General features: G+C 54.2%; 17 protein-coding genes. 7 read left to right on the top strand and 10 right to left on the bottom strand.

Annotation, left to right across the window (positions count from 1 at the left end; genetic code table 11):
* Window positions 1-25: 25 nt before the first annotated feature.
* The 6 genes from BCF46_RS11585 to cysQ all read right to left on the bottom strand — a co-directional run bounded on the left by BCF46_RS11585 (window position 26) and on the right by cysQ (window position 6,059).
* On the bottom strand, window positions 26-1,183 hold the full coding sequence (locus BCF46_RS11585; protein WP_170157921.1) for a glycosyltransferase family 4 protein: 1,158 nt from the start codon (window positions 1,181-1,183) through the stop codon (window positions 26-28).
* A gap of 58 nt (window positions 1,184-1,241) precedes the next feature.
* Window positions 1,242-2,225, bottom strand: coding sequence for a UDP-glucose 4-epimerase GalE (gene galE, locus BCF46_RS11580; RefSeq protein ID WP_121024332.1), 984 nt, complete (start codon window positions 2,223-2,225; stop codon window positions 1,242-1,244).
* Window positions 2,226-2,240: 15 nt separating this feature from the next.
* Complete coding sequence (gene galU / locus BCF46_RS11575; RefSeq protein WP_121024330.1) at window positions 2,241-3,134, bottom strand: UTP--glucose-1-phosphate uridylyltransferase GalU; 894 nt, start codon at window positions 3,132-3,134, stop codon at window positions 2,241-2,243.
* Between the two features lie 140 nt (window positions 3,135-3,274).
* Entirely contained in the window at window positions 3,275-4,480 is a 1,206-nt protein-coding gene (locus tag BCF46_RS11570; RefSeq protein WP_121024328.1) for a glycosyltransferase family 2 protein, read from the bottom strand.
* Entirely contained in the window at window positions 4,477-5,277 is an 801-nt protein-coding gene (locus BCF46_RS11565) for a 3-deoxy-manno-octulosonate cytidylyltransferase (protein ID WP_121024326.1), read from the bottom strand. Before BCF46_RS11565 ends, BCF46_RS11570 begins: the two co-directional genes overlap by 4 nt.
* Window positions 5,277-6,059, bottom strand: coding sequence for a 3'(2'),5'-bisphosphate nucleotidase CysQ (cysQ, locus tag BCF46_RS11560; RefSeq protein ID WP_425454422.1), 783 nt, complete (start codon window positions 6,057-6,059; stop codon window positions 5,277-5,279). Before cysQ ends, BCF46_RS11565 begins: the two co-directional genes overlap by 1 nt.
* Before the next feature lie 142 nt (window positions 6,060-6,201).
* Here cysQ and BCF46_RS11555 point away from each other — a divergent pair, with 142 nt between their 5' ends.
* On the top strand, window positions 6,202-7,023 hold the full coding sequence (locus BCF46_RS11555) for an ABC transporter permease (protein WP_121024322.1): 822 nt from the start codon (window positions 6,202-6,204) through the stop codon (window positions 7,021-7,023).
* On the opposite strand, the gene BCF46_RS11550 is transcribed toward BCF46_RS11555, so the two are convergent.
* Window positions 7,020-7,646 (bottom strand): alpha-ketoglutarate-dependent dioxygenase AlkB family protein, encoded by a 627-nt coding sequence (locus BCF46_RS11550; RefSeq protein WP_121024321.1) that lies wholly within the window; start codon window positions 7,644-7,646, stop codon window positions 7,020-7,022. The genes BCF46_RS11555 and BCF46_RS11550 overlap by 4 nt on opposite strands.
* A 205-nt stretch (window positions 7,647-7,851) precedes the next feature.
* Between BCF46_RS11550 and dnaK the strand changes: the two genes are divergently transcribed.
* Together dnaK and dnaJ are read left to right on the top strand one after the other, a co-directional pair.
* Window positions 7,852-9,771, top strand: a complete 1,920-nt coding sequence (dnaK, locus tag BCF46_RS11545) for a molecular chaperone DnaK (RefSeq protein ID WP_121024320.1) — start codon at window positions 7,852-7,854, stop codon at window positions 9,769-9,771.
* A gap of 86 nt (window positions 9,772-9,857) precedes the next feature.
* Window positions 9,858-10,997, top strand: a complete 1,140-nt coding sequence (gene dnaJ / locus BCF46_RS11540) for a molecular chaperone DnaJ (RefSeq protein ID WP_121024318.1) — start codon at window positions 9,858-9,860, stop codon at window positions 10,995-10,997.
* A gap of 31 nt (window positions 10,998-11,028) precedes the next feature.
* On the opposite strand, the gene BCF46_RS11535 is transcribed toward dnaJ, so the two are convergent.
* On the bottom strand, window positions 11,029-13,287 hold the full coding sequence (locus BCF46_RS11535) for an NADP-dependent malic enzyme (RefSeq protein ID WP_121024560.1): 2,259 nt from the start codon (window positions 13,285-13,287) through the stop codon (window positions 11,029-11,031).
* Window positions 13,288-13,449: 162 nt separating this feature from the next.
* Here BCF46_RS11535 and mutS point away from each other — a divergent pair, with 162 nt between their 5' ends.
* A complete protein-coding gene (gene mutS, locus BCF46_RS11530) occupies window positions 13,450-16,068 on the top strand; it encodes a DNA mismatch repair protein MutS (RefSeq protein ID WP_121024558.1) in 2,619 nt (872 codons plus the stop codon).
* Here mutS and BCF46_RS11525 read toward each other — a convergent pair.
* Both BCF46_RS11525 and hrcA read right to left on the bottom strand, forming a co-directional pair.
* On the bottom strand, window positions 16,054-16,605 hold the full coding sequence (locus BCF46_RS11525; RefSeq protein ID WP_121024316.1) for a nucleotide exchange factor GrpE: 552 nt from the start codon (window positions 16,603-16,605) through the stop codon (window positions 16,054-16,056). The two genes, mutS and BCF46_RS11525, sit on opposite strands and share 15 nt — an antisense overlap.
* 8 nt (window positions 16,606-16,613) lie before the next feature.
* Window positions 16,614-17,648: a heat-inducible transcriptional repressor HrcA gene (gene hrcA, locus BCF46_RS11520; RefSeq protein WP_245990033.1), complete on the bottom strand. Its 1,035-nt coding sequence runs from the start codon at window positions 17,646-17,648 to the stop codon at window positions 16,614-16,616.
* Between the two features lie 133 nt (window positions 17,649-17,781).
* Between hrcA and rph the strand changes: the two genes are divergently transcribed.
* The 3 genes from rph to hemW are packed head-to-tail and all read left to right on the top strand — an operon-like array spanning window position 17,782 to window position 20,257.
* Window positions 17,782-18,495, top strand: a complete 714-nt coding sequence (rph, locus tag BCF46_RS11515) for a ribonuclease PH (RefSeq protein ID WP_121024312.1) — start codon at window positions 17,782-17,784, stop codon at window positions 18,493-18,495.
* A 3-nt stretch (window positions 18,496-18,498) separates the two neighbouring features.
* Window positions 18,499-19,107, top strand: a complete 609-nt coding sequence (gene rdgB / locus BCF46_RS11510) for an RdgB/HAM1 family non-canonical purine NTP pyrophosphatase (protein ID WP_121024310.1) — start codon at window positions 18,499-18,501, stop codon at window positions 19,105-19,107.
* Window positions 19,097-20,257, top strand: a complete 1,161-nt coding sequence (gene hemW, locus BCF46_RS11505; protein WP_121024308.1) for a radical SAM family heme chaperone HemW — start codon at window positions 19,097-19,099, stop codon at window positions 20,255-20,257. Before rdgB ends, hemW begins: the two co-directional genes overlap by 11 nt.
* Window positions 20,258-20,259: the final 2 nt, after the last annotated feature.

The following is a 20,259-nucleotide window of genomic DNA, read 5'->3' as shown; positions in this document are numbered from 1 at the left end:
TTTATGTCACCCCTGACCACGCTGGTTAGAATAGCTTCGCCACCGCCGCGTTAACGGCATCAAAATGCTCCGACCAAGTCGGAATTTTGGGTTTCTTGGCCAAATTTGCGTAGACGAGGTCTTTCTGCCTCTGCTTTGCCTGCTCAAGTATTCTTTTTTTCCAAAGGTATATGTCTTGCAGGTCTGCGTAAACGGGGTAGTCACCTAACACCTCGTGGTGAATGGCAAGTTCGCCACATATCACTGGAATACCCATCTGTGCGGCCTCCATGGAAGGCAGGCCATATCCTTCTGCAAACGACGGCAAAAGCAAACCATGAGACCCTGCTAGTAGGTGCTTTAGCGCAGCGTCATCCATGTCATTATGTTCATACAGCCAACTCTTTCCTTGCAAAGAGTCCAGTCGCTGAAAGACATCTTCATTTTTCCAGCCGCGCTGGCCAACGATGTGAAGAACGGGGATTTGATCAGGTCGTATCTCTGCTTCAAAGCTGTCCCAGACGTCTAATAATAGGCTGTGGTTTTTGCGTGGCTCTATCGTACCAGTCGTCACAAAATAGGGTCTGTTATTGCCAGAAAGCGGCCGCGCCTCATTGAATATATCGACGCCAAGATGCGAAGTTACCTGAAACGGATCTGCGCCCCAGTGGCCAAAATAGTGTTCTATCCGGCCTCGCGTGCCATCAGAATTCGCGATGATCAGGTCACTGTAGGCAGCAGCAGCCCGCATCTTTTCTTCAAACCGCCGAACCGTTCCGTCACGTTGAAATTGGGGCCAGTCCAGCGGGATCATGTCATGCACCAGCGTAGCGATTTTTAGACCAGTTCTTTTGATACCTGACAGGCTCGTCGCACTCAGATTCGAGTGACCGGTGTTCAGATAGACACCTTGCGTCAAAGGGATATCCGGCAAGGATGCCTTACTTGAACGGGCAATAGCGAGACGTCGCAAATCGGACTCAGCAGCACCTCGCTCCTTTGATGTCTTCACTCCGAGCCGAGCACGGAAATCTGGTTTTCCCCAAGGAACTTCGCCACGCAACTTTGCTCTGAATGTGGACATCCCAGCACGATCCAGAACGACATATCCGCCAGCGATTCGCGCAAGCCCGTAGACCGGCTCACTGCGATCACTCAAGCACCAGTTCAGATAGGCCATTTCGACACGGTCAACACCAGTCAACGGGCCTCGACCCACCCGTGACACAAGTCGGGTAATGTCTAGAACAACTGAGTAGGGTCTATTTTTCGTAGTGCCCGGATTGGTGCCAGCGCCATGCATCGGTGATCATCGCCTCCAGGGTTGAGCGCTCAGGTGTCCAACCAAGCTCTGATACCGCGCGATCACTTCCAGACACCAGCTTGGTGCAATCGCCAGCACGACGCGCCCCTTCGACAATGGGCACCTCTTTGTTGGTCACTGCACGACTATGATCAATAACCTCACGAACAGAAAAGCCGCTGCCAGTCCCAAGGTTAAACACCCTAGGATCGCGGCCATCTAACAGCCACTCAATGCCTTTAACATGTGCGGCCACCAGATCCATAACATGGACGTAGTCTCGGATGCAGGTCCCGTCAGGCGTGTCATAGTCGGTACCATAAACCGTCAAAGCATCTCGCTTGCCGTCAATCGCATCCAGCATCAACGGAATCAAATGAGTTTCAGGTTGATGAAACTCGCCGACGTCGCCATCAGGATCTGCTCCAGCGACATTGAAATACCGGAAAATGACAGACCGTAGCCCGTGGCTTTCCTGAAAATTTCGCAAGATGTCTTCGACCGCCCGTTTCGACGCGCCATACGCATTGATCGGGTGCTGCTCGGTATCTTCTGTAAGTGTAACGCCGTCCTGATCGCCATAGGTGGCGCAAGTCGATGAAAACACGAAATTGAGGCACCCGGCAGCGGTGGCTGCTTCGATCAAGTTGAGTGATCCACCGACATTGTTGCGCCAATACAGACCGGGGTTCGTCGTCGATTCCCCCACTTGGCTAAGCGCTGCAAAATGCACCACAGCAACAGGCGCGTATTCGGCAAACACCTCATCCAGTCGGCCACGATCAAGTAAATCACCTTGCGCAAAGGGCCCGAACTTCACGGCATCCTGCCACCCAGTACATAGATTGTCGAAAGTGACCGGTGTGAAACCGGCAGCGGCCAGAACCTTACATGCGTGTGAGCCAATATAGCCCGCACCGCCTGTAACCAGCACATTCGCCATAAATCAGTCCTCTAGTTATTGAGCCGCTTTGCGGACTGCTTTCATCTCATCCAGGTAGCTTGCAAGTTCGTCACGAAGCTCTTCGCGGGCAAGTCCGAAGGCTACCGTTGCTTGCAAGTACCCCGCCTTGGAACCGCAGTCAAAACGCTGGCCTCGGAAACGATAACCGTAGACTTCGCGATCAGCTTCAATTTCTTGAGCAATAGCATCTGTCAGTTGAATTTCGCCGCCAGCACCCTGCTTGATCTGGTTGAGGTTTTTGAGCACTTGTGGCGTTAAAATATAGCGGCCAATTACAGCAAGGTTGGACGGCGCTTCATCGATACTTGGCTTCTCTACCATGCCGCGAACGGAAACCATGGATCCCATGTCTTCTTTCACGTCCAAGACGCCGTAAGCCGAAGCCTTCTCCGGAGGAACCTCCATAGCGGCCACCATGCAACCACCAGTCTCACTGTAAGCTTCGACCATTTGTTGCAGACATGGTTTTTCCGCCGCAATGACGTCATCAGGTAAAATAACAGCAAAGGGCTCATTGCCAATCAACCGGCGTGCACACCACACCGCGTGCCCCAAGCCCAACGCCTTATGCTGGCGAATATACGCGATAGCGCCACTGTCCATATTCGTGTTCTTAAGGGTCGCAAGAAGATCTTTCTTTCCCTTCTTGCGCAGAGATGTTTCCAGCTCAGGCGCGTGGTCAAAGTAATCCTCAAGCGCACCTTTCCCGCGGGACGTGACAAAGATGAATTCCTTAATTCCCGCAGCACGCGCTTCGTCGATGGCGTACTGAATGAGGGGCCTATCAACCAAAGTCATAATCTCTTTTGGAATCGACTTCGTCGCGGGAAGGAATCTCGTTCCTAGCCCGGCGACGGGAAAGACCGCTTTCGTAACTCTACGCTTCATTCAATATGCCTCATTCACTTAACAACTTTACTCATTTCCTGAGCGGTTCGCCACACAATCAACAGTCACTCTGGCAAAACTGTGGCCATATCGGTCTTCGAGTATGACTAACGCCACTTTCAGGCCAGTTTCCGCTCAGATTAACGCGTTTTTTGGAGCGACGCCTGCTCTCTGCGAATCCGCTTGGCGAAACTGTACCAAGACCAAAGCGAATCCGAACGGGTAGACTTGCCGAATATTCCCCCTGACTGGACCCAAAACCCATCTTCATGAAACCAGCGACGGTGAAAGACTGCTGTCGGACTCAGGATGATTGCCGTGCAGGGGACTCCATTCTCTGCAAGCCTCTTGGCCTCAGCGTAAACCCGTCGACGGAACAACCAACGGCCAGCGATGAATTTATGACTTTCAGGCTTATGGATTGAGAAAGGCTTTAATGGCGTTTGAGCAGGCCGAACTCTACCCACGAGTGGATCGCGACCTTGCCCGTCGGCGATCCCCGCATCGAGTTCTGTTCTAAGGCGACGCAGGTCTCTAGGTTCCAACGTCCCTTTGACAAGCACGGACTCCAACCTCACCCATTGTTGTTTTCGAAATGCCAGAAGAGCGGCCTTCATTCCACCGAACTTCTTTATGAAATAGGCCTGACTCGCCCCAACCTCGAACAACGATTTTGGGCGCCTGTCTTTACCTCGCAAATATGATGCAGCAAACCCGTGCTGAACTTCTGCGTTTGGCACTACCGCGGTTAACCATCCGGCCTGACCGACACGCAGGTTCAAATCGCTTTCGTCAAGATAGAACCGATAATTCTCGTCGAAGCCATTGAGCTTATACAAGGCTGCACGCCGGAACGCACAATTGGTGCCTTGCGTCTTTATTCCCTTGTTTGGATCGGCTTTCAAAACGGTGACCTCGCCAATATCTATTGGGCTAGACACCCCGTCCACGCTGATCACCTCCGCACGCCACTGAAAGCTGATGCCATTTCGCCCGCGGACGAATCCACCAGAAGCCCCAACATTAGGATCTGAAAATGGCTCGATCAGGCGCTCAAGCCATGTCGGCTCCGCGATTGCATCATCATCAATGAACGCAACCAAGTCACCTGCCGCGAGGCCAATCCCAATGTTGCGAGCTCGTGATATATTGGCTTCGTCGCATGTTGCGGCTTTGACGCGATCAAGCGGAACAAGTTCATGCAGGTTGGTCGCGGTATCGCCATCAACAACCACCACAATTTCGACGTCGCGGAATGTTTGAAACTCCAAAGCCTTAATGCAGCGACGTAGTTCATCCGGTCGATGGCGGCTGACAATAACCACACTGACCGATAGGGATGTCATGGATGGCCCATCTCCGACAGCATCGCCTCCAGCCGTGGGACGTCTTCAGGATTGTTCAACTCCCAAAACTGACGCCCGCGCGCTTCGACCTCGACGCACAAAACCTTGCGGCTATTCTCTAGAAACCGCAGCTGCTCTAAGCCTTCGAGTTTCTCCAGCGGGCCCACAGGCCAGGTGGCATACGCGCGCAGAGCGTCGGGGCGATAAGCATAAACACCAACATGGTGGAAAACGGGTGTTTCAGCATTGTTAGAGTATGTATTCGACGTAAAGGGGATAACTTCCTTGGAAAAATAAAGCGCCGACATATCCTGTGCAAAAACTGCAGTTGTACCGCCAACGCGGCCGTTCCTGCGATCTTCGAGAAACCCGTTCAATGCCCACCCATCACACCGTAGAACCGGTGTCGCGCAGGCCGCGTCTGGAGCCGCACGAAGGCCGGCAATCAGATCTTCGACGAACCAAGCAGGGGTAAGTGGCGCATCACCCTGAAGGTTGACTACGATCTCTGGCTCATCACCCAACGCTGGCAAAGCGTCTGCACACCGCTCAGTACCATTGAAGCAATCGGAAGAGGTCATAACCACCTCAGCGCCGAACTTCTCCGATGCCTCCTTTATGCGATCATCGTCGGTCGCCACGACGACCCGATCAACACCCGATACCAACTTCGCGGCGGCCCAGGACCGCTCGATCAAGCTCCGCGCTTCGCCGGTGGCACCTTTGAGTGTGACGAGTGGTTTGCCCGGATATCGGGTCGAAGCGTAACGGGCGGGGATGACAATCGTGACCGACATCAGGCGGGCTTCAATTCTACGCCCGGAGCGTATGCGATAAAGAATGGGTTCTCGTAGATTGGCTTCCCGTATGTAAGCGGGGAGTGATCGTCGAAGCGAACAACCGCACCGCCAGCGCCATTCAAGACCGCGTGTCCGGCGGCTGTATCCCATTCCATTGTCCGACCTAAGCGCGGATAAAGATCCGCTTCTCCAGCCGCCACGAGACAGAACTTCAACGACGATCCTGCACCCGTCATATCGGTGGTTTTGTATTTGGAAATATAGTCGTCTGTGGCTTCGTCCCGATGCGACTTGGAAGCAACTACAACCAACGAGCTATTGTCAGGTGATTTAACGCGAATAGGTCTTGTTAGACCCTGTTTAGCACGATCAAATGGGCCCGCCTCTTCTACTGTTTTCCCGTCTGCGTCCGTATAAAACATCCGCCCTTTTGCCGGAGCATATACAACTCCGCGAATTGGAGTGCCGTTCTCCACATATGCGATATTTACGGTGAAGTCGCCGCGCCGCTTGATGAACTCTTTGGTTCCATCCAACGGGTCAACAATTATAAAGTTTGCGGCGTTTTCCGCATGTGTCGCTGCTTGTTCCTCAGTGACCAGCAAGACATCGGGGAATGCCGCACGCAAACCGGCAGAAATCAACGCATCCGCAGCTTCGTCCGCGGCGGTGACAGGGCTATCATCAGATTTGGAGCGGACCTCGAAATCGTCGGCGTCATAAATCTCCATGATCTTGTCACCAGCCTCTAGCGCCAGCTCACGAAACACCGTTGCCATCTTGTTATAGTCCAAAGCCACTCTCCTGCCGGATAATTGATTTAACATTACGGTCTTCTTATGCTTTGTCGGTAACGGATCGGCAAGTTTTCTGACGTCTAAGCATCAGGGCACCGACCGTAAGCAACGCAGGTTTGCAAGAATGTTCGAAACCGAAGAACGCAACACGCATTTTCGGTCAGCCATCGGGCTGGCGGACCTGATTTACGTCAGCACAGTGCGGCATATCCGCAAGTCGCACCGCAACGCGATCATCGGGTTGGCAACAAACATGATGACGACCATCGTCATGGTCGCGGCATTTTATATAATGTTCTCGGTCTTGGGGTTGCGCGGCAACGCCATTCGTGGCGACTTCATCCTCTACTTGCTGTCGGGCATTTTTCTGTTCCTAACCCACACTAAAGCGGTGGGCGCAATCATGAGCTCTGAAGGCCCGACATCGGCGATGATGAAACATGCGCCGATGAACACCGCTATTGCAATCGCCTCGGCGGCGCTATCATCGCTTTATCTACAAACTCTGTCGGCCGCCCTGATATTGTTCATGGTACATGTCGCATGGCATCCCATCGAAATCAGTCAGCCAATAGGCACGATTGGGATGTTTCTTCTTTCTTGGTTTTCCGGCGTGGCGGTAGGCATGGTCTTCCTAGCTATCAAGCCATGGTTTCCAGGCTTCGCTGCAATTGCATCGACCGTATATAGCCGAGCCAACATGATCGCCTCGGGTAAAATGTTTGTCGCCAACAGCATGCCGTCGTCAATATTGGTGTTCTTCGACTGGAACCCCCTATTCCACTGCATCGACCAAGCGCGCGGTTTCGCGTTCATTAATTACAACCCGCATTTCAGCTCGATCAGCTATCCCTTGATCGTGTCGGTCACGCTGATCATGATCGGGCTGATGGGCGAGTTCAAAGCACGTCGACACGCCTCCATCAGCTGGACCGCTGGTCGCTAAGTCACCACCCTCAACGTCAGGTTGATCCGCCCTCCCTTTGGCAGCAAAAGTGAGGTCCCGGCCTTGATCCTATCAACCCCATGATACGCTAATCGGGCCTCGTCACCCATAACCACCACATCACCGGAACGCAGCCATATGCTTTCGGTCTTCCCGCCGCGCGTTTGGTTGCCAATTCTGAACAACGCATCGTCCCCCAACGAAACGGAAACGACAGGCCATGAAAAGTTCGCTTCATCTCGGTCCTGATGCAGACCCATCCGCGCCGTGGCGTCGTAAAAGTTAATCAAGCAGCAATCCGGTTCGCGGAGGGCGGATCCAACCACCCGCCAGATATCCAATACGGAGTCCGGGATTGACGGCCACGCCATGCCGCGCGGGTGCGTCGCCTCATAGCGGTAACCATTTTCGCCCGACACCCAACCCAATTTACCTGCGGAAGTCATGCGGACTGACATTTCCTTACCATGGGCTGTTATCGGCGTAAAAAGTGGCGCAGCCGAGACTACTTTTCGGAGATCCTCTAAAAGCGCCTGCTGCTGAGCGTCATCGAGAAATTTCTCAAAAATCTGAACGCCTCGGACTACCAAATCTGGTGGTAGTTTCCCTGATTGACCGCTCATTTCCCCCTCCATGTCACTTTAGATCACTATTCTCACGATTTTGAGAGATTCCGGCAGTCCTGTGCCTTGCAGCACCTATGAGCCAGCCTTATATACCCTTCGAATTCCGATGGGGCTACGCCCCCGGTTCAATTTTGGGATCGGAGTGCAGGGGCCAGCTTGGGCCTGCCCTCCTCAACATCGCCGCGAAGAAAGGACCTAGCTCATGGCTAAAGTCATCGGTATCGACCTCGGTACAACTAACTCCTGCGTTGCCATCATGGATGGCTCTCAACCCCGCGTTATTGAAAACGCTGAGGGCGCACGCACAACCCCATCAATCGTTGCCTTCACTGACGACGAGCGTCTTGTTGGTCAGGCTGCCAAACGGCAGGCCGTAACCAACCCGGACAACACGATCTTTGGCGTAAAGCGCCTCATCGGCCGTCGGTTTGACGACAAGCACCTCGCAAAAGACAAGAAAAACCTGCCCTTCGACGTGATCGACGGCGGCAATGGTGACGCTTGGGTTTCCGCTAAAGGCGAAAAATACAGCCCATCGCAAATCTCGGCTTTCATCCTGCAAAAGATGAAAGAAACCGCCGAGAGCTATCTTGGCGAAGACGTAACCCAAGCGGTTATCACCGTTCCTGCGTATTTCAACGACGCCCAGCGTCAGGCCACCAAAGACGCCGGCAAGATTGCTGGTCTCGAAGTGCTGCGCATCATCAACGAGCCGACTGCGGCTGCGTTGGCATACGGTCTCGACAAGAAAGAGACCCAAACGATCGCGGTCTATGACCTTGGCGGCGGTACGTTCGACGTAACCATCCTGGAAATCGACGACGGCCTGTTTGAAGTGAAATCCACCAACGGCGATACGTTCCTGGGTGGTGAAGACTTTGACATGCGCATCGTGTCTTATCTGGCCGAAGAGTTCAAAAAAGAGAACGGCGTTGACCTGAAAAAAGACAAGATGGCGCTGCAACGGCTGAAGGAAGCTGCTGAAAAAGCCAAGATCGAGCTGTCTTCAAGCCAGCAAACCGAGATCAACCAGCCGTTTATCTCCATGGACCCTAAGGGCGGTCAGCCGCTGCACATGGTGATGAAGCTGACTCGTGCCAAGTTGGAAAGCCTCGTTGGCGATCTGATCAAAGCGTCTATCAAGCCATGCCAAGCTGCGCTTAAAGATGCGGGCTTCTCCACATCTGACATCGACGAAGTCGTGTTGGTTGGCGGTATGACCCGCATGCCAAAAGTTATCGAAGAAGTTTCTAAATTCTTTGGTCGCGAAGCCAACAAAGGTGTGAACCCTGATGAAGTCGTCGCCATGGGTGCCGCCATTCAGGCCGGCGTTTTGCAAGGTGACGTGAAGGACGTCGTCCTCCTCGACGTGACCCCGCTGTCCTTGGGTATTGAAACGCTGGGCGGTGTGTTCACCCGCCTAATTGACCGCAACACGACCATCCCGACCAAGAAGTCGCAAATCTTCTCGACCGCCGAGGACAACCAAAACGCTGTGACGTTGCGGGTATTCCAAGGTGAGCGCGAGATGGCCGCCGACAACAAAGTCCTTGGCCAGTTCAATCTGGAAAGCATCCCGCCCGCTCCTCGCGGCCTGCCACAAATCGAGGTGACCTTCGACATCGACGCCAACGGTATCGTTGAAGTTGGCGCCAAAGACAAAGGCACAGGCAAAGAGCAGAAGATCACGATCCAAGCATCTGGCGGTCTGTCCGATGACGATATCGAACAAATGGTCAAAGACGCAGAGGCGAACGCCGATGCGGATGCGGAACGTCGCGAGTTGGTGGAATCGACCAACCAAGCTGAAAGCCTGATCCACAGCACAAACAAATCGCTGGAAGAGCATGGCGACAAGGTTGACGGATCTACAGTGGAAGCCATCGAGCTAGCCGTTAAGGCCCTCGAAGAAACCATGGAAACGCAGGACGCCGGCAAGATCAAAGGTGGCATCCAGAACCTGACCGACGCGGCCATGAAGTTGGGCGAAGCGATCTACAAGTCGCAGCAAGACGAAGCCGCTGCGGCTGAGCCTTCCGAGGAGCCTGACGAAATGCGCGGCGTAGACGAAGACATCGTGGATGCCGATTTCGAAGATTTGGACAACGACAAACGCGGCTGATGACGCCAAGTCCTGAAATCAAAGACCGGCCCAACAACATGGGCCGGTCTGCATGTTTCAGTGATCGAGTTTTGGAAGGTTGATCCATGGCAAAACGTGATTATTACGAAGTACTGGGCGCCACCCGCGGCGCCTCACCCGAAGAGCTCAAGAAGGCTTATCGGACAAAGGCGAAAGAGCTGCACCCGGACCGCAACTCTGACAATCCCAACGCAGAATCCCAGTTCAAAGAAGCGAATGAAGCTTACGAAGTTTTGAAGGATGCCGACAAAAAGGCAGCCTATGACCGATATGGTCACGCAGCATTTGAAAACGGAATGGGCGGAGGCGGTCAACGCCAAGGCAATGGTGACTTCTCGTCAGCGTTCTCGGATGTATTCGAAGACCTGTTTGGCGACTTTATGGGCGGAGGCGCCCAGCGTGGCGGGCGTCAACGCGCGACCCGTGGTTCTGACTTGCGCTATAACCTGCGCATCTCTTTGGAAGATGCGTTCGCCGGTTTGCAAAAAGCTATCACCGTCCCGACCTCTGTGTCGTGCGATGGGTGTGACGGGTCCGGTGCCGAAGGCGGTGCAGAACCACAGACCTGTCCAACATGTTCCGGCATGGGCAAAGTTCGCGCGCAACAGGGTTTCTTCACTGTTGAACGCACTTGCCCGACCTGTTCCGGCATGGGCCAAATTATCAAGAATCCGTGCCGCACATGTGGCGGTTCTGGCCGCGAGGAAAAAGAGCGCTCGCTAAGCGTCAATATTCCCGCAGGCGTCGAAACTGGTACACGAATTCGTCTTGCCGGTGAAGGCGAGGCCGGACTGCGCGGAGGCCCGTCAGGCGATCTGTACATCTTTATCGAAGTCACGGAGCATGAACTGTTCCAACGTGACGGCGTAGATCTATTCTGCCAGGTGCCGGTCGCAATGACGACTGCTGCGATTGGTGGCGATGTCGAAGTCCCAACTATTGACGGCGGTCGGTCACGCGTGAAGGTTCCGGCTGGCAGCCAATCCGGCCGTCAAATGCGCCTTCGCTCGAAAGGTATGCCAGCCCTTCGTGGCGGTGGATCTGGCGACATGTTCATTGAGTTGGCCGTCGAGACACCCGTCAACCTGACCGGAAAGCAAAAAGAGCTGCTTCGAGAGTTTGAAAAGCTTAGTGAGGAGAATAATCCGCTCCTCACCAACTTCTTCTCGAAGGTCAAATCCTTCTGGGAAGATATGAAAAGCTAAATAGAAGCGCCCAAAACGGGCGCTTCTTTTCTTATCCGACGTTACAAGCCGCCATAACAGCCATGTTCAGAATGTCGTTGGATGTCGACGTCGTCGAGCAAATCTGTACCGGATGATCCACACCGCTCAGAATCGGGCCGATAACAGTCGCGCCTCCCATTTCTTGCATCAACTTAACCGAGATCGAGGAAGAGTGGCGCGCTGGCACGACCAAAACATTGGCAGGACCCGTCAAACGACAGAATGGGTAATTCGCCATGACGTCGAGGTTCATCGCAACATCCACCGTCATTTCGCCATCATATTCGAAGTCTACACCACGCCCATCAAGCACCTTTGTTGCAACATGCATTTTCTCCGCGCGCTCGCTGACCGGATAACCAAAGGTGGAAAAGCTGACAAACGCCACACGCGGCTCAAGGCCAAGCGAACGCGCGGTCGCGGCCCCGCGTTCGGCGATATCCGCCAGAGTGTGCTCATCCGGCCATTCATGAACCAATGTATCTGCGATCAACACGATGCGGCCGTTTCGAAGCAGGGCGGTTACGCCAACGGCGCCATCTTCAGGGGACACGTCCAGCGCATAGTTCAGCAATTCCAAAACATGTGCAGACTTGCGGGTAGCGCCTGTTATCAATCCATCGCCATGCCCATGGGCAAGCATCAACGCAGAAAACACGTGACGGTCGCGCGACGCCAAGCGGTGCACATCCTGCGCGTCGTAACCTTTCCGCTGAAGGCGGCTGTAGAGGAATGAACGGTAACTGTCTAAATGCTCGGTATTTCGCGCATTCACGATGCTAAGCTCACGATATGCGTCCTCCAACCCGGCCGCCATTAGCTTATCTCTGACGTCATCTTCGCGTCCAACAACTAGAGCTTGCCCAAGTCCTGCGCGTTGATACGCAACCGCAGCGCGTAAAACGCGAATGTCGTCACCTTCGGCGAAAATCATCCGTGCATTCTTGGTTTTGGCGCGGTTGTGCAATCCTTCCAGCATGGATGCTGTTGGATCCATCCTTGATCGCAAGGTCACTGTATAGGCGTCAAAATCAACGATTGGCTTGCGTGAAACAGCCGTGTCCATACCGGCCTGCGCGACTGCGGGTGGGATCGTGTAGATCAGTCGCGGATCAAACGGCGTCGGAATAATGTAGTCACGACCAAATGTCAGCTTTTGCCCGTAGGCCACCGCCACTTCATCTGGCACGTCTTCCCTTGCAAGCTTCGCCAAAGCTTCCGCGCAGGCAATTTTCATGGCGTCGTTGATTGTTCGTGCGTGAATGTCCAATGCCCCGCGGAACAGGTAAGGGAAACATAGCACATTGTTCACTTGGTTCGGGTAGTCAGAACGTCCCGTCGCCACAATCGCATCGGGTCGCACTTCGTGCGCGTCTTCTGGTGTAATCTCGGGATCGGGATTGGCCATTGCAAAAATAACAGGGTTGTCAGCCATGGACTTTACCATGTCCTGCGTCACGGCGCCTTTCGCGGACACGCCAAGGAACACATCTGCACCAGTCATCGCCTCTTCAAGAGTGCGGTCCGTTGTCTTTGCGGCGTGGGCGGACTTCCACTGGTTCATCCCCTCGGTCCGGCCTTGGTAGATGACCCCCTTGGTATCGCAAGCGATGCAATTGTCGTGCTTGGCCCCCATGGCCTTAATCAGCTCGACACATGCAATCCCAGCCGCGCCAGCACCGTTCAGAACGATTTTGCAATCTTCGATTTTCTTGCCCGTTAGATGCAGCGCGTTCAATAACCCGGCAGCGCAGATCACAGCCGTTCCGTGCTGGTCATCGTGAAAGACCGGAATGTCCATCTCTTCACGGAGCCGCTGCTCGATGATGAAGCATTCAGGCGCCTTGATATCTTCAAGATTGATGCCCCCGAAACTTGGCCCCATCAGTCGGACCGCATTGATAAATTCGTCCGGGTCTTCTGTATCCAATTCCAGATCGATGGAGTTCACATCCGCAAACCGCTTGAACAAGACGGACTTGCCTTCCATCACCGGCTTGGACGCCAGCGCACCAAGGTTACCCATTCCCAGAATGGCCGTGCCATTCGAGATTACGGCGACCATGTTGCCTTTGGTCGTGTAATCATAGGCGGTAGCCGGATTGTCCGCGATCGCCTGAACCGGAACCGCGACACCCGGAGAATACGCCAAGCTCAGGTCGCGTTGCGTCGCCATCGGAGTCGAGGCATTGATCTCCAGCTTCCCGGGGGTGGGTTCCAAATGGTAGGACAGTGCCTCTTCATCAGTGACGCGGCTTTTCTTGGACATGAACATTCTTTCTGTTGGGCAGATACCATTGATACCCAGCTTAACACCGCGCGACAACATCCCTTGGAATTCGGGCTTTCGCCCCCCCGCACAGACCACTAGAATCTGCAAAACACACCGGGGGGTGAGACTGTGACCGTCGCCAACGCATCTGTAACGCCAATGATGGCGCAATATCTGGATATCAAAGCGCAGTATCCTGACGCGCTGTTGTTTTATCGCATGGGTGATTTCTACGAGCTATTCTTTGACGATGCGGTTGCCGCCTCTGAGGCGCTAGACATTTCCCTCACAAAACGCGGCAAACATCTCGGAAACGACATACCGATGTGTGGGGTGCCCTTCCATGCTGCCGAGAACTACTTACTGACACTGATCCGCAAAGGGTTCCGCGTAGCCGTTGGTGAACAGCTGGAAAGCCCTGCTGAAGCCAAGAAACGCGGCTCTAAATCGGTGGTGAAGCGGGACGTAGTGCGGCTTGTTACCCCCGGAACTCTCACCGAAGACAGCCTGTTGGAGCCACGACGGCATAACTTCCTCGCAGCGTATTCCGAAATTCGCGGGGATGGCGCGATGGCTTGGGTAGATATTTCCACCGGCGAGATGCGCGCGGGGCCCTGCTCAAAGATGCGCCTGTCTCCTGAACTCGCAAGATTGGCTCCGAGCGAGGTGTTAGTTTCTGAACCGGACTTTGATGACCTGATGGCAATTGTCGAAGACACGGGGTCTGCGCTCACACCTCTCAGCAAAGGCAGCTTTGACAGCGCTTCAGCCGAAAAGCGTCTGATTAGTCTCTATTCTATCGGATCGTTGGATGCGTTTGGAACATTTTCCCGCGCCGAGATTGCAGCCCTTGGCGCACTGGTCGACTACCTCGACATAACACAGAAGGGTAAGTTACCGCTTTTACGCCCGCCAGTCCGCGAGGCCGCAAACAGATCAATGCAAATCGACGCTGCAACTCGCCGCAATTTGGAGCTTTCACAAACGCTGAACGGCACCCGCAAAGGCTCGTTGCTCGACACTATTGATCGCACATTGACCGCAGGTGGGGCACGATTGCTAGACCGTCGCCTGTCCAGCCCCTCCACACATTTGGAAGAACTCCACGCTCGACTGGACTCGGTCGAGACGTTCTCTACGGAAGCCAAATTGCGGACCGAATTAAGGGGTGAACTACGACGAGTGCCAGACATGGACCGCGCACTTTCGCGGATAGCGATGAACCGTGGGGGGCCAAGAGATCTAGTTTCGCTTCGTACCGGGCTTGAACAGTGTCTAATATTGCACGAACTGCTGATTTCCGCAGACCTCTCTCCTACAATTCAGGAGTGCACCACGGATCTGGTTGGCCACGACCAAACCATAAGCCTACTTCAAAGCACGCTTGTCGCTGAGCCCCCGTTGCTAACCAGAGATGGGGGCTTTGTCGCTGCGGGCTACGACGCGGAACTAGATGAAATGCGAAAGTTGCGCGACGAGGGGCGTAAGATAATTGCTGAACATCAAGCCGAATACGCCGCGGAAACCGGAATTAGCACCCTAAAGATTAAGCACAACAATGTGCTGGGGTATTTCATCGAGACAACAACGGCGCACGCCGAAAAAATGCTCAAGCCTCCACTTTCCGAACGCTTCATTCACCGCCAAACCACCGCCAACGCCATCAGGTTTACGACGCTAGAGCTGTCGGAGCTAGAAACAAAGATTCTGAACGCAGGCGGTCGAGCAACAGAGATTGAGCTAAGAATTTTCGAGGATGTCAGAGCAGACGTTCTGGAGGTCAGCGCCAATCTCTTCGCCGCCGCTGCTGCTTTAGCGCAGCTAGATGTCTTTGCGGCATTGGCAGATCTTGCCGCGTCTGAGGACTGGATTCGCCCAACGGTCGACAGCTCCAGAGCCTTTGCAATATCTGGGGGACGCCACCCTGTCGTAGAAAAAGCGCTAAAAGATCAAGGCGCGGCACCCTTTGTTGCGAATGGCTGCGATCTGTCAGCTTCGGAAGGTGCGTCAAGCATTTGGCTACTCACCGGTCCTAACATGGCGGGTAAATCAACCTTCCTCCGCCAAAATGCAATTATCGCGCTTTTGGCCCAAATAGGGTCTTATGTGCCCGCAGATTCGGCTCACATCGGCGTCGTATCGCAACTGTTCAGCCGTGTCGGTGCGTCTGACGATCTTGCACGCGGAAGATCCACTTTCATGGTCGAAATGGTTGAAACCGCAGCCATCCTAAATCAGGCAGACGAGCGGGCGTTGGTTATTCTCGACGAAATCGGGCGCGGCACGGCTACTTATGATGGCCTGTCTATTGCATGGGCCACGCTTGAGCATCTTCACGCAACCAATACCTGCCGCGCATTGTTTGCGACGCACTATCATGAATTGACCGCATTGGCCGGAAAACTACCGGGCGTCGAAAATGCGACGGTTACTGTTAAGGAATGGGATGGCGACGTGATCTTCCTGCACGAAGTTAAGCGCGGTGCAGCAGATCGATCTTATGGGGTTCAAGTTGCGAAGCTTGCCGGCCTTCCAGCTACAGTCATCGACCGCGCACGTGCTGTACTTGAACAGCTGGAAAAGGGCGAGCGTGAAGGCGGAACCCGTCAAAAAGCGCTGATTGACGATCTACCGCTGTTCGCATCGGCACCGACACCACCCCCGATCGCCAAGGCATCGCAAACCGATGAGCGGCTGAAAGAAATCTCGCCCGACGAATTAACGCCGCGCGAGGCTTTGCAGTTGCTCTATGAGTTGAAGGACTTAAGCCGGAGTTGAAGAAACGCCAACTTGCGCCGGACGCAACAGGCGATCATGCAGCAAGAAGCCTTCCGCCATTACTTGAATGATATCACCAGCTTTGGTGTCTGGAAGCGGGGCCTCAAACATCGCCTGATGCAGCTGGGGATCAAAGCGATCACCCACTTCAGGCATAATAGCCTCGATTTGGTGCTTTCCGAACACGTGAATAAGCTCGCGCAGAGTTAACTCGACACCCTCGAATACTGCTTTGGCGGCTTCACGCTGCGTGTCATCAGCAGCATCCAGCGCACGACGTAGGTTGTCGTAAACTGGCAGCATGTCTTTCGCCAGCTTTGTCCCGCCGTAGTTTTCGGCCTCTCGCCGGTCACGTTCACCCCGTTTGCGCGTATTCTCGATATCCGCCAGCGCACGCAGAAGGCGGTCCTTCAGCATATCGCGCTCTTCAACAAGCGCCTGCATCTCGTCATTTTCTTCCATCAGATCTACAGACTCTTCAGCCATTGCCTCCAAGTGATCCGTTTGGAAATCATCTTCTTTGTTCACGTCAGACATATTTACCTCTAGCCGCCGTCCGAAATCAATTTGCCGACCATCTGCGCTGTATAATTCACGATAGGCACAATGCGCCCATAGTTCAGTCGTGTCGGGCCAATCACGCCCACCGCGCCGATAATCTTTCGATCAGAGTTCATATAGGGAGAGACGACCAAAGAGGAACCCGAAAGTGAAAAGAGTTTGTTCTCCGAGCCAATAAAAATGCGCACACCGTCGCCTGCATCGGTCAACTCAAGGAATTCAGCGATGTCTCGCTTGCGTTCGAGATCGTCAAACAGTGCTCTTACACGATCAAGCGCTTCGGAATCGTCAGCGTCTTCAATCAGATTTGCCCGTCCGCGAACAATTAGACGTTCCGTTTGCTCGCCTTCGTTCTCCCAGACGGCCAGACCTGTTTTAACAAGGTCTTGCGCCAGTACGTCCAGCTCCTGCCGCCTGGCTTTGATTTCCTTTTGGATTCGCCCGCGAAGCTCTGAAATAGTGGCACCAACTGCGACAGCGTTCAGGAAGTTTGCCGCCTCACGCATCGATGACGGAGTTTGGCCCATCGGCGGAACGAAAACGCGGTTTTCTACGTGCCCATCCGCAAACACCAAAACGACCAAAGCGCGATCTGCGGCAAGACTCACGAACTCGATATGCTTGATCGGTGCCTCGTGTTTTGGTGTCAAAACAAGGCTCGCGCCGTGTGTTAGACCCGATAACGCCGATCCAATATGATCCAGCATCACCCCGACGTCACGGTCATTGCTTCCTAAAGTTGCATCCAGTTTTTCTCGGTCATGGATGGTGACTTCGTCCATCTCCAGCAACCCGTCGACAAACATCCGTAACCCGGCCTGTGTAGGAATGCGGCCCGCTGAAACATGTGGGCTATCAAGCAGTCCGAGAAGCTCCAAATCCTGCATCACGTTACGAATGGTCGCGGCGCTTACGCTTTCGCTGAGTGTTCGCGTCAATGTACGCGAGCCAACAGGATCACCGCTGGCCAAATATGACTCCACGATCCGCTGGAACACCTCCCGGCTGCGGTCGTTCATCTGCGACAAGAGATCTTCTCGGTTCATCCTGCAACTTCTCTCATGGCCCGCTTGATATGTGGCAATACTCAATGTGGCTTGCAACCAAGCGTATCACAAGGGTATCTGGACCCGTTCCAACAGGAGATTTATCATGCGCCCCTCTGGCCGCCAGCTCGACGAAATGCGTTCCATCACAATTGAGACCAATGTCACCCGCCACGCCGAAGGGTCTTGCCTGATCAAATGCGGTGATACGCACGTGCTTTGCACCGCTTCAATCGACGAGCGTGTGCCATCATTTTTGCGGAATTCCGGTCTTGGATGGGTCACGGCCGAATACGGTATGCTACCCCGCGCCACGCACACACGAATGAATCGTGAAGCCAAACGTGGTCAATCAGGCAGAACGCAGGAAATTCAACGCCTTATTGGTCGGTCTCTTCGTGCTGGTGTTGACCGCGTGGCGATGGGCGAGCGTCAAATTGTTGTCGATTGTGATGTCATTCAGGCTGACGGCGGAACGCGTTGCGCGTCAATCACGGGCGGTTGGGTCGCCTTGCGCTTAGCGGTGAATGCGCTGATGAAGGCTGGCGATATCGCGACCGATCCGCTTACCGATCATGTCGCGGCCATTAGCTGTGGGATCTATGCAGGTCAGCCCGTTCTGGACCTCGATTACCCTGAAGACAGCGACGCGGGCACTGACGCGAATTTCGTCATGACGGATAGCCTTGGCCTTATCGAGGTTCAAGGTTCCGCCGAGGGCGCCACGTTCAGCCGTGATGAGCTGAACAAGTTGATGGATCTGGCTGAAAAAGGCGTTGCCGAGCTGACAGCCGCGCAAAAAGCAGCCGTCGGGGGCTAAGCAATGCGCAAGTTTACTGGCGATACCCTTCTTGTGGCCACCCACAACACGGGCAAATTGGAAGAGATTTCCGCATTGTTAGAGCCTTTTGCGATCAATGTGACATCCGCCGCCGAACATGACCTGCCAGAACCAGAAGAAACCGAAACAACTTTCGTCGGCAACGCGCGCATCAAAGCGCACGCTGCCGCGAAAGCCACGGGCCTTCCTGCGCTGTCTGATGATAGCGGGATCGAAGTCGATTGCCTGGGTGGCGCACCGGGCGTCTACACCGCAGATTGGTCCGAGACCCCTAACGGACGGGATTTTGTTGTCGCAATGACCCGAACCTATGACGAGATACTGAAGTCAGGACAGCCCGCGCCGTGGACCGCTCGATTCTGTGCGACATTGGTGCTCGCCTGGCCCGATGGGCATGATGAGTTCTTCGTCGGCACTATGGAAGGCCAGATTGTTTGGCCAATGCGCGGCGAACAGGGCCACGGCTACGATCCTGTCTTTCAACCAGACGGTTATGACATCACATTTGGCGAAATGGACCGTTGGGAAAAGAACAAGATCAGTCACCGCGCCAACGCCTTCTCTAAACTGGTAAAAGCCTTTGAGCCTTGAAAACTGGCAACGGGCCGGATTTGGCGTCTACGTCCATTGGCCTTTTTGTCAGGCCAAGTGCCCGTATTGCGATTTCAACAGCCATGTTTCGGCCAATGTGGATCAATCCGCGTGGGTTAGAGCCTATTTATCAGAGTTGAACCGACTCGCGGCACTCACACCAGACCGAATTGTCAGCACCGTCTTCTTCGGCGGCGGCACGCCTAGCCTTATGCATCCAGACACCGTCGCCGCAATCATTGAACGAATTCGTGCTAACTGGCGAACCTCCAACGACATCGAAATAAACTTGGAAGCCAATCCAACTTCGGTCGAAGCCGAGCGGTTCAACGGCTTTCGTCAAGCTGGAGTTAATCGGATCTCGATGGGGATACAGGCGCTGAATGACGCTGACCTCAAACTTTTGGGAAGACTTCACACCGTATCCGAGGCCGAGCGCGCCTTTGATATCGCACGAACGGCGTTTGACAGAGTTAGCTTTGATCTAATCTACGCGCGGCAGAACCAAACGGCTTCCGACTGGGAAGCCGAGTTGACACGCGCGCTGGGAATGGCCGTCGACCACCTCTCTGTCTATCAACTCACGATCGAAGACGGCACAGCATTCGGTGATCGCTTCGCACGGGGCGGCTTGCGTGGATTACCGTCTGATGACCTATCCGCAGACCTCTTCGAGATTACGCAATCCATCACCGACGCATATGGTTTTTCCGCTTATGAAGTGTCTAACCATGCCAAGGCTGGCCAAGAGTCTCGCCACAATTTGGTATACTGGCGCGGCGGTGACTATGTGGGGGTTGGCCCCGGTGCCCATGGCAGATTTGATGCCAATGGCGCGCGACTAGCAACCGAGACCTTTTTGGCGCCCAACAAATGGCTGGACTCCGTCAATACTCGAGGCACGGGCGAAAACGCCGTGGCTCGTCTCACGACTGAGGAGCAAGCGCTCGAATATCTCCTGATGTCATTGCGCTTGGCAGAAGGTTGCGAGACGGACTGGTTGTATCAGTTGGATAAAAACTCTATTTCATCTAGCAAAATCAAAGACTTATCAGAATCTGGTCGCTTAATACTTGAGGATTCAAGATTGGTTGTTCCTGCTAAATCCAGGATTTTGCTGAACGCAATACTTGCACAACTTGTGACCTAGAA

The organism is Litoreibacter meonggei (assembly GCF_003663885.1).
Taxonomy (GTDB): Bacteria; Pseudomonadota; Alphaproteobacteria; order Rhodobacterales; family Rhodobacteraceae; genus Litoreibacter; species Litoreibacter meonggei.
This window is presented reverse-complemented; position numbering and strand designations above follow the sequence as displayed.

Excerpts from the sequence above, each read along its gene's own strand:
- galE (WP_121024332.1), bottom strand. The coding sequence starts at position 2,225 with ATGGCGAATGTGCTGGTTACAGGCGGTGCGGGCTATATTGGCTCACAC.
- galU (WP_121024330.1), bottom strand. The coding sequence starts at position 3,134 with ATGAAGCGTAGAGTTACGAAAGCGGTCTTTCCCGTCGCCGGGCTAGGA.
- BCF46_RS11570 (WP_121024328.1), bottom strand. The coding sequence starts at position 4,480 with ATGACATCCCTATCGGTCAGTGTGGTTATTGTCAGCCGCCATCGACCG.
- BCF46_RS11565 (WP_121024326.1), bottom strand. The coding sequence starts at position 5,277 with ATGTCGGTCACGATTGTCATCCCCGCCCGTTACGCTTCGACCCGATAT.
- cysQ (WP_425454422.1), bottom strand. The coding sequence starts at position 6,059 with ATGGCAACGGTGTTTCGTGAGCTGGCGCTAGAGGCTGGTGACAAGATC.
- BCF46_RS11555 (WP_121024322.1), top strand. The coding sequence starts at position 6,202 with ATGTTCGAAACCGAAGAACGCAACACGCATTTTCGGTCAGCCATCGGG.
- BCF46_RS11550 (WP_121024321.1), bottom strand. The coding sequence starts at position 7,646 with ATGAGCGGTCAATCAGGGAAACTACCACCAGATTTGGTAGTCCGAGGC.
- dnaK (WP_121024320.1), top strand. The coding sequence starts at position 7,852 with ATGGCTAAAGTCATCGGTATCGACCTCGGTACAACTAACTCCTGCGTT.
- dnaJ (WP_121024318.1), top strand. The coding sequence starts at position 9,858 with ATGGCAAAACGTGATTATTACGAAGTACTGGGCGCCACCCGCGGCGCC.
- BCF46_RS11535 (WP_121024560.1), bottom strand. The coding sequence starts at position 13,287 with ATGTCCAAGAAAAGCCGCGTCACTGATGAAGAGGCACTGTCCTACCAT.
- mutS (WP_121024558.1), top strand. The coding sequence starts at position 13,450 with ATGATGGCGCAATATCTGGATATCAAAGCGCAGTATCCTGACGCGCTG.
- BCF46_RS11525 (WP_121024316.1), bottom strand. The coding sequence starts at position 16,605 with ATGTCTGACGTGAACAAAGAAGATGATTTCCAAACGGATCACTTGGAG.
- hrcA (WP_245990033.1), bottom strand. The coding sequence starts at position 17,648 with ATGAACGACCGCAGCCGGGAGGTGTTCCAGCGGATCGTGGAGTCATAT.
- rph (WP_121024312.1), top strand. The coding sequence starts at position 17,782 with ATGCGCCCCTCTGGCCGCCAGCTCGACGAAATGCGTTCCATCACAATT.
- rdgB (WP_121024310.1), top strand. The coding sequence starts at position 18,499 with ATGCGCAAGTTTACTGGCGATACCCTTCTTGTGGCCACCCACAACACG.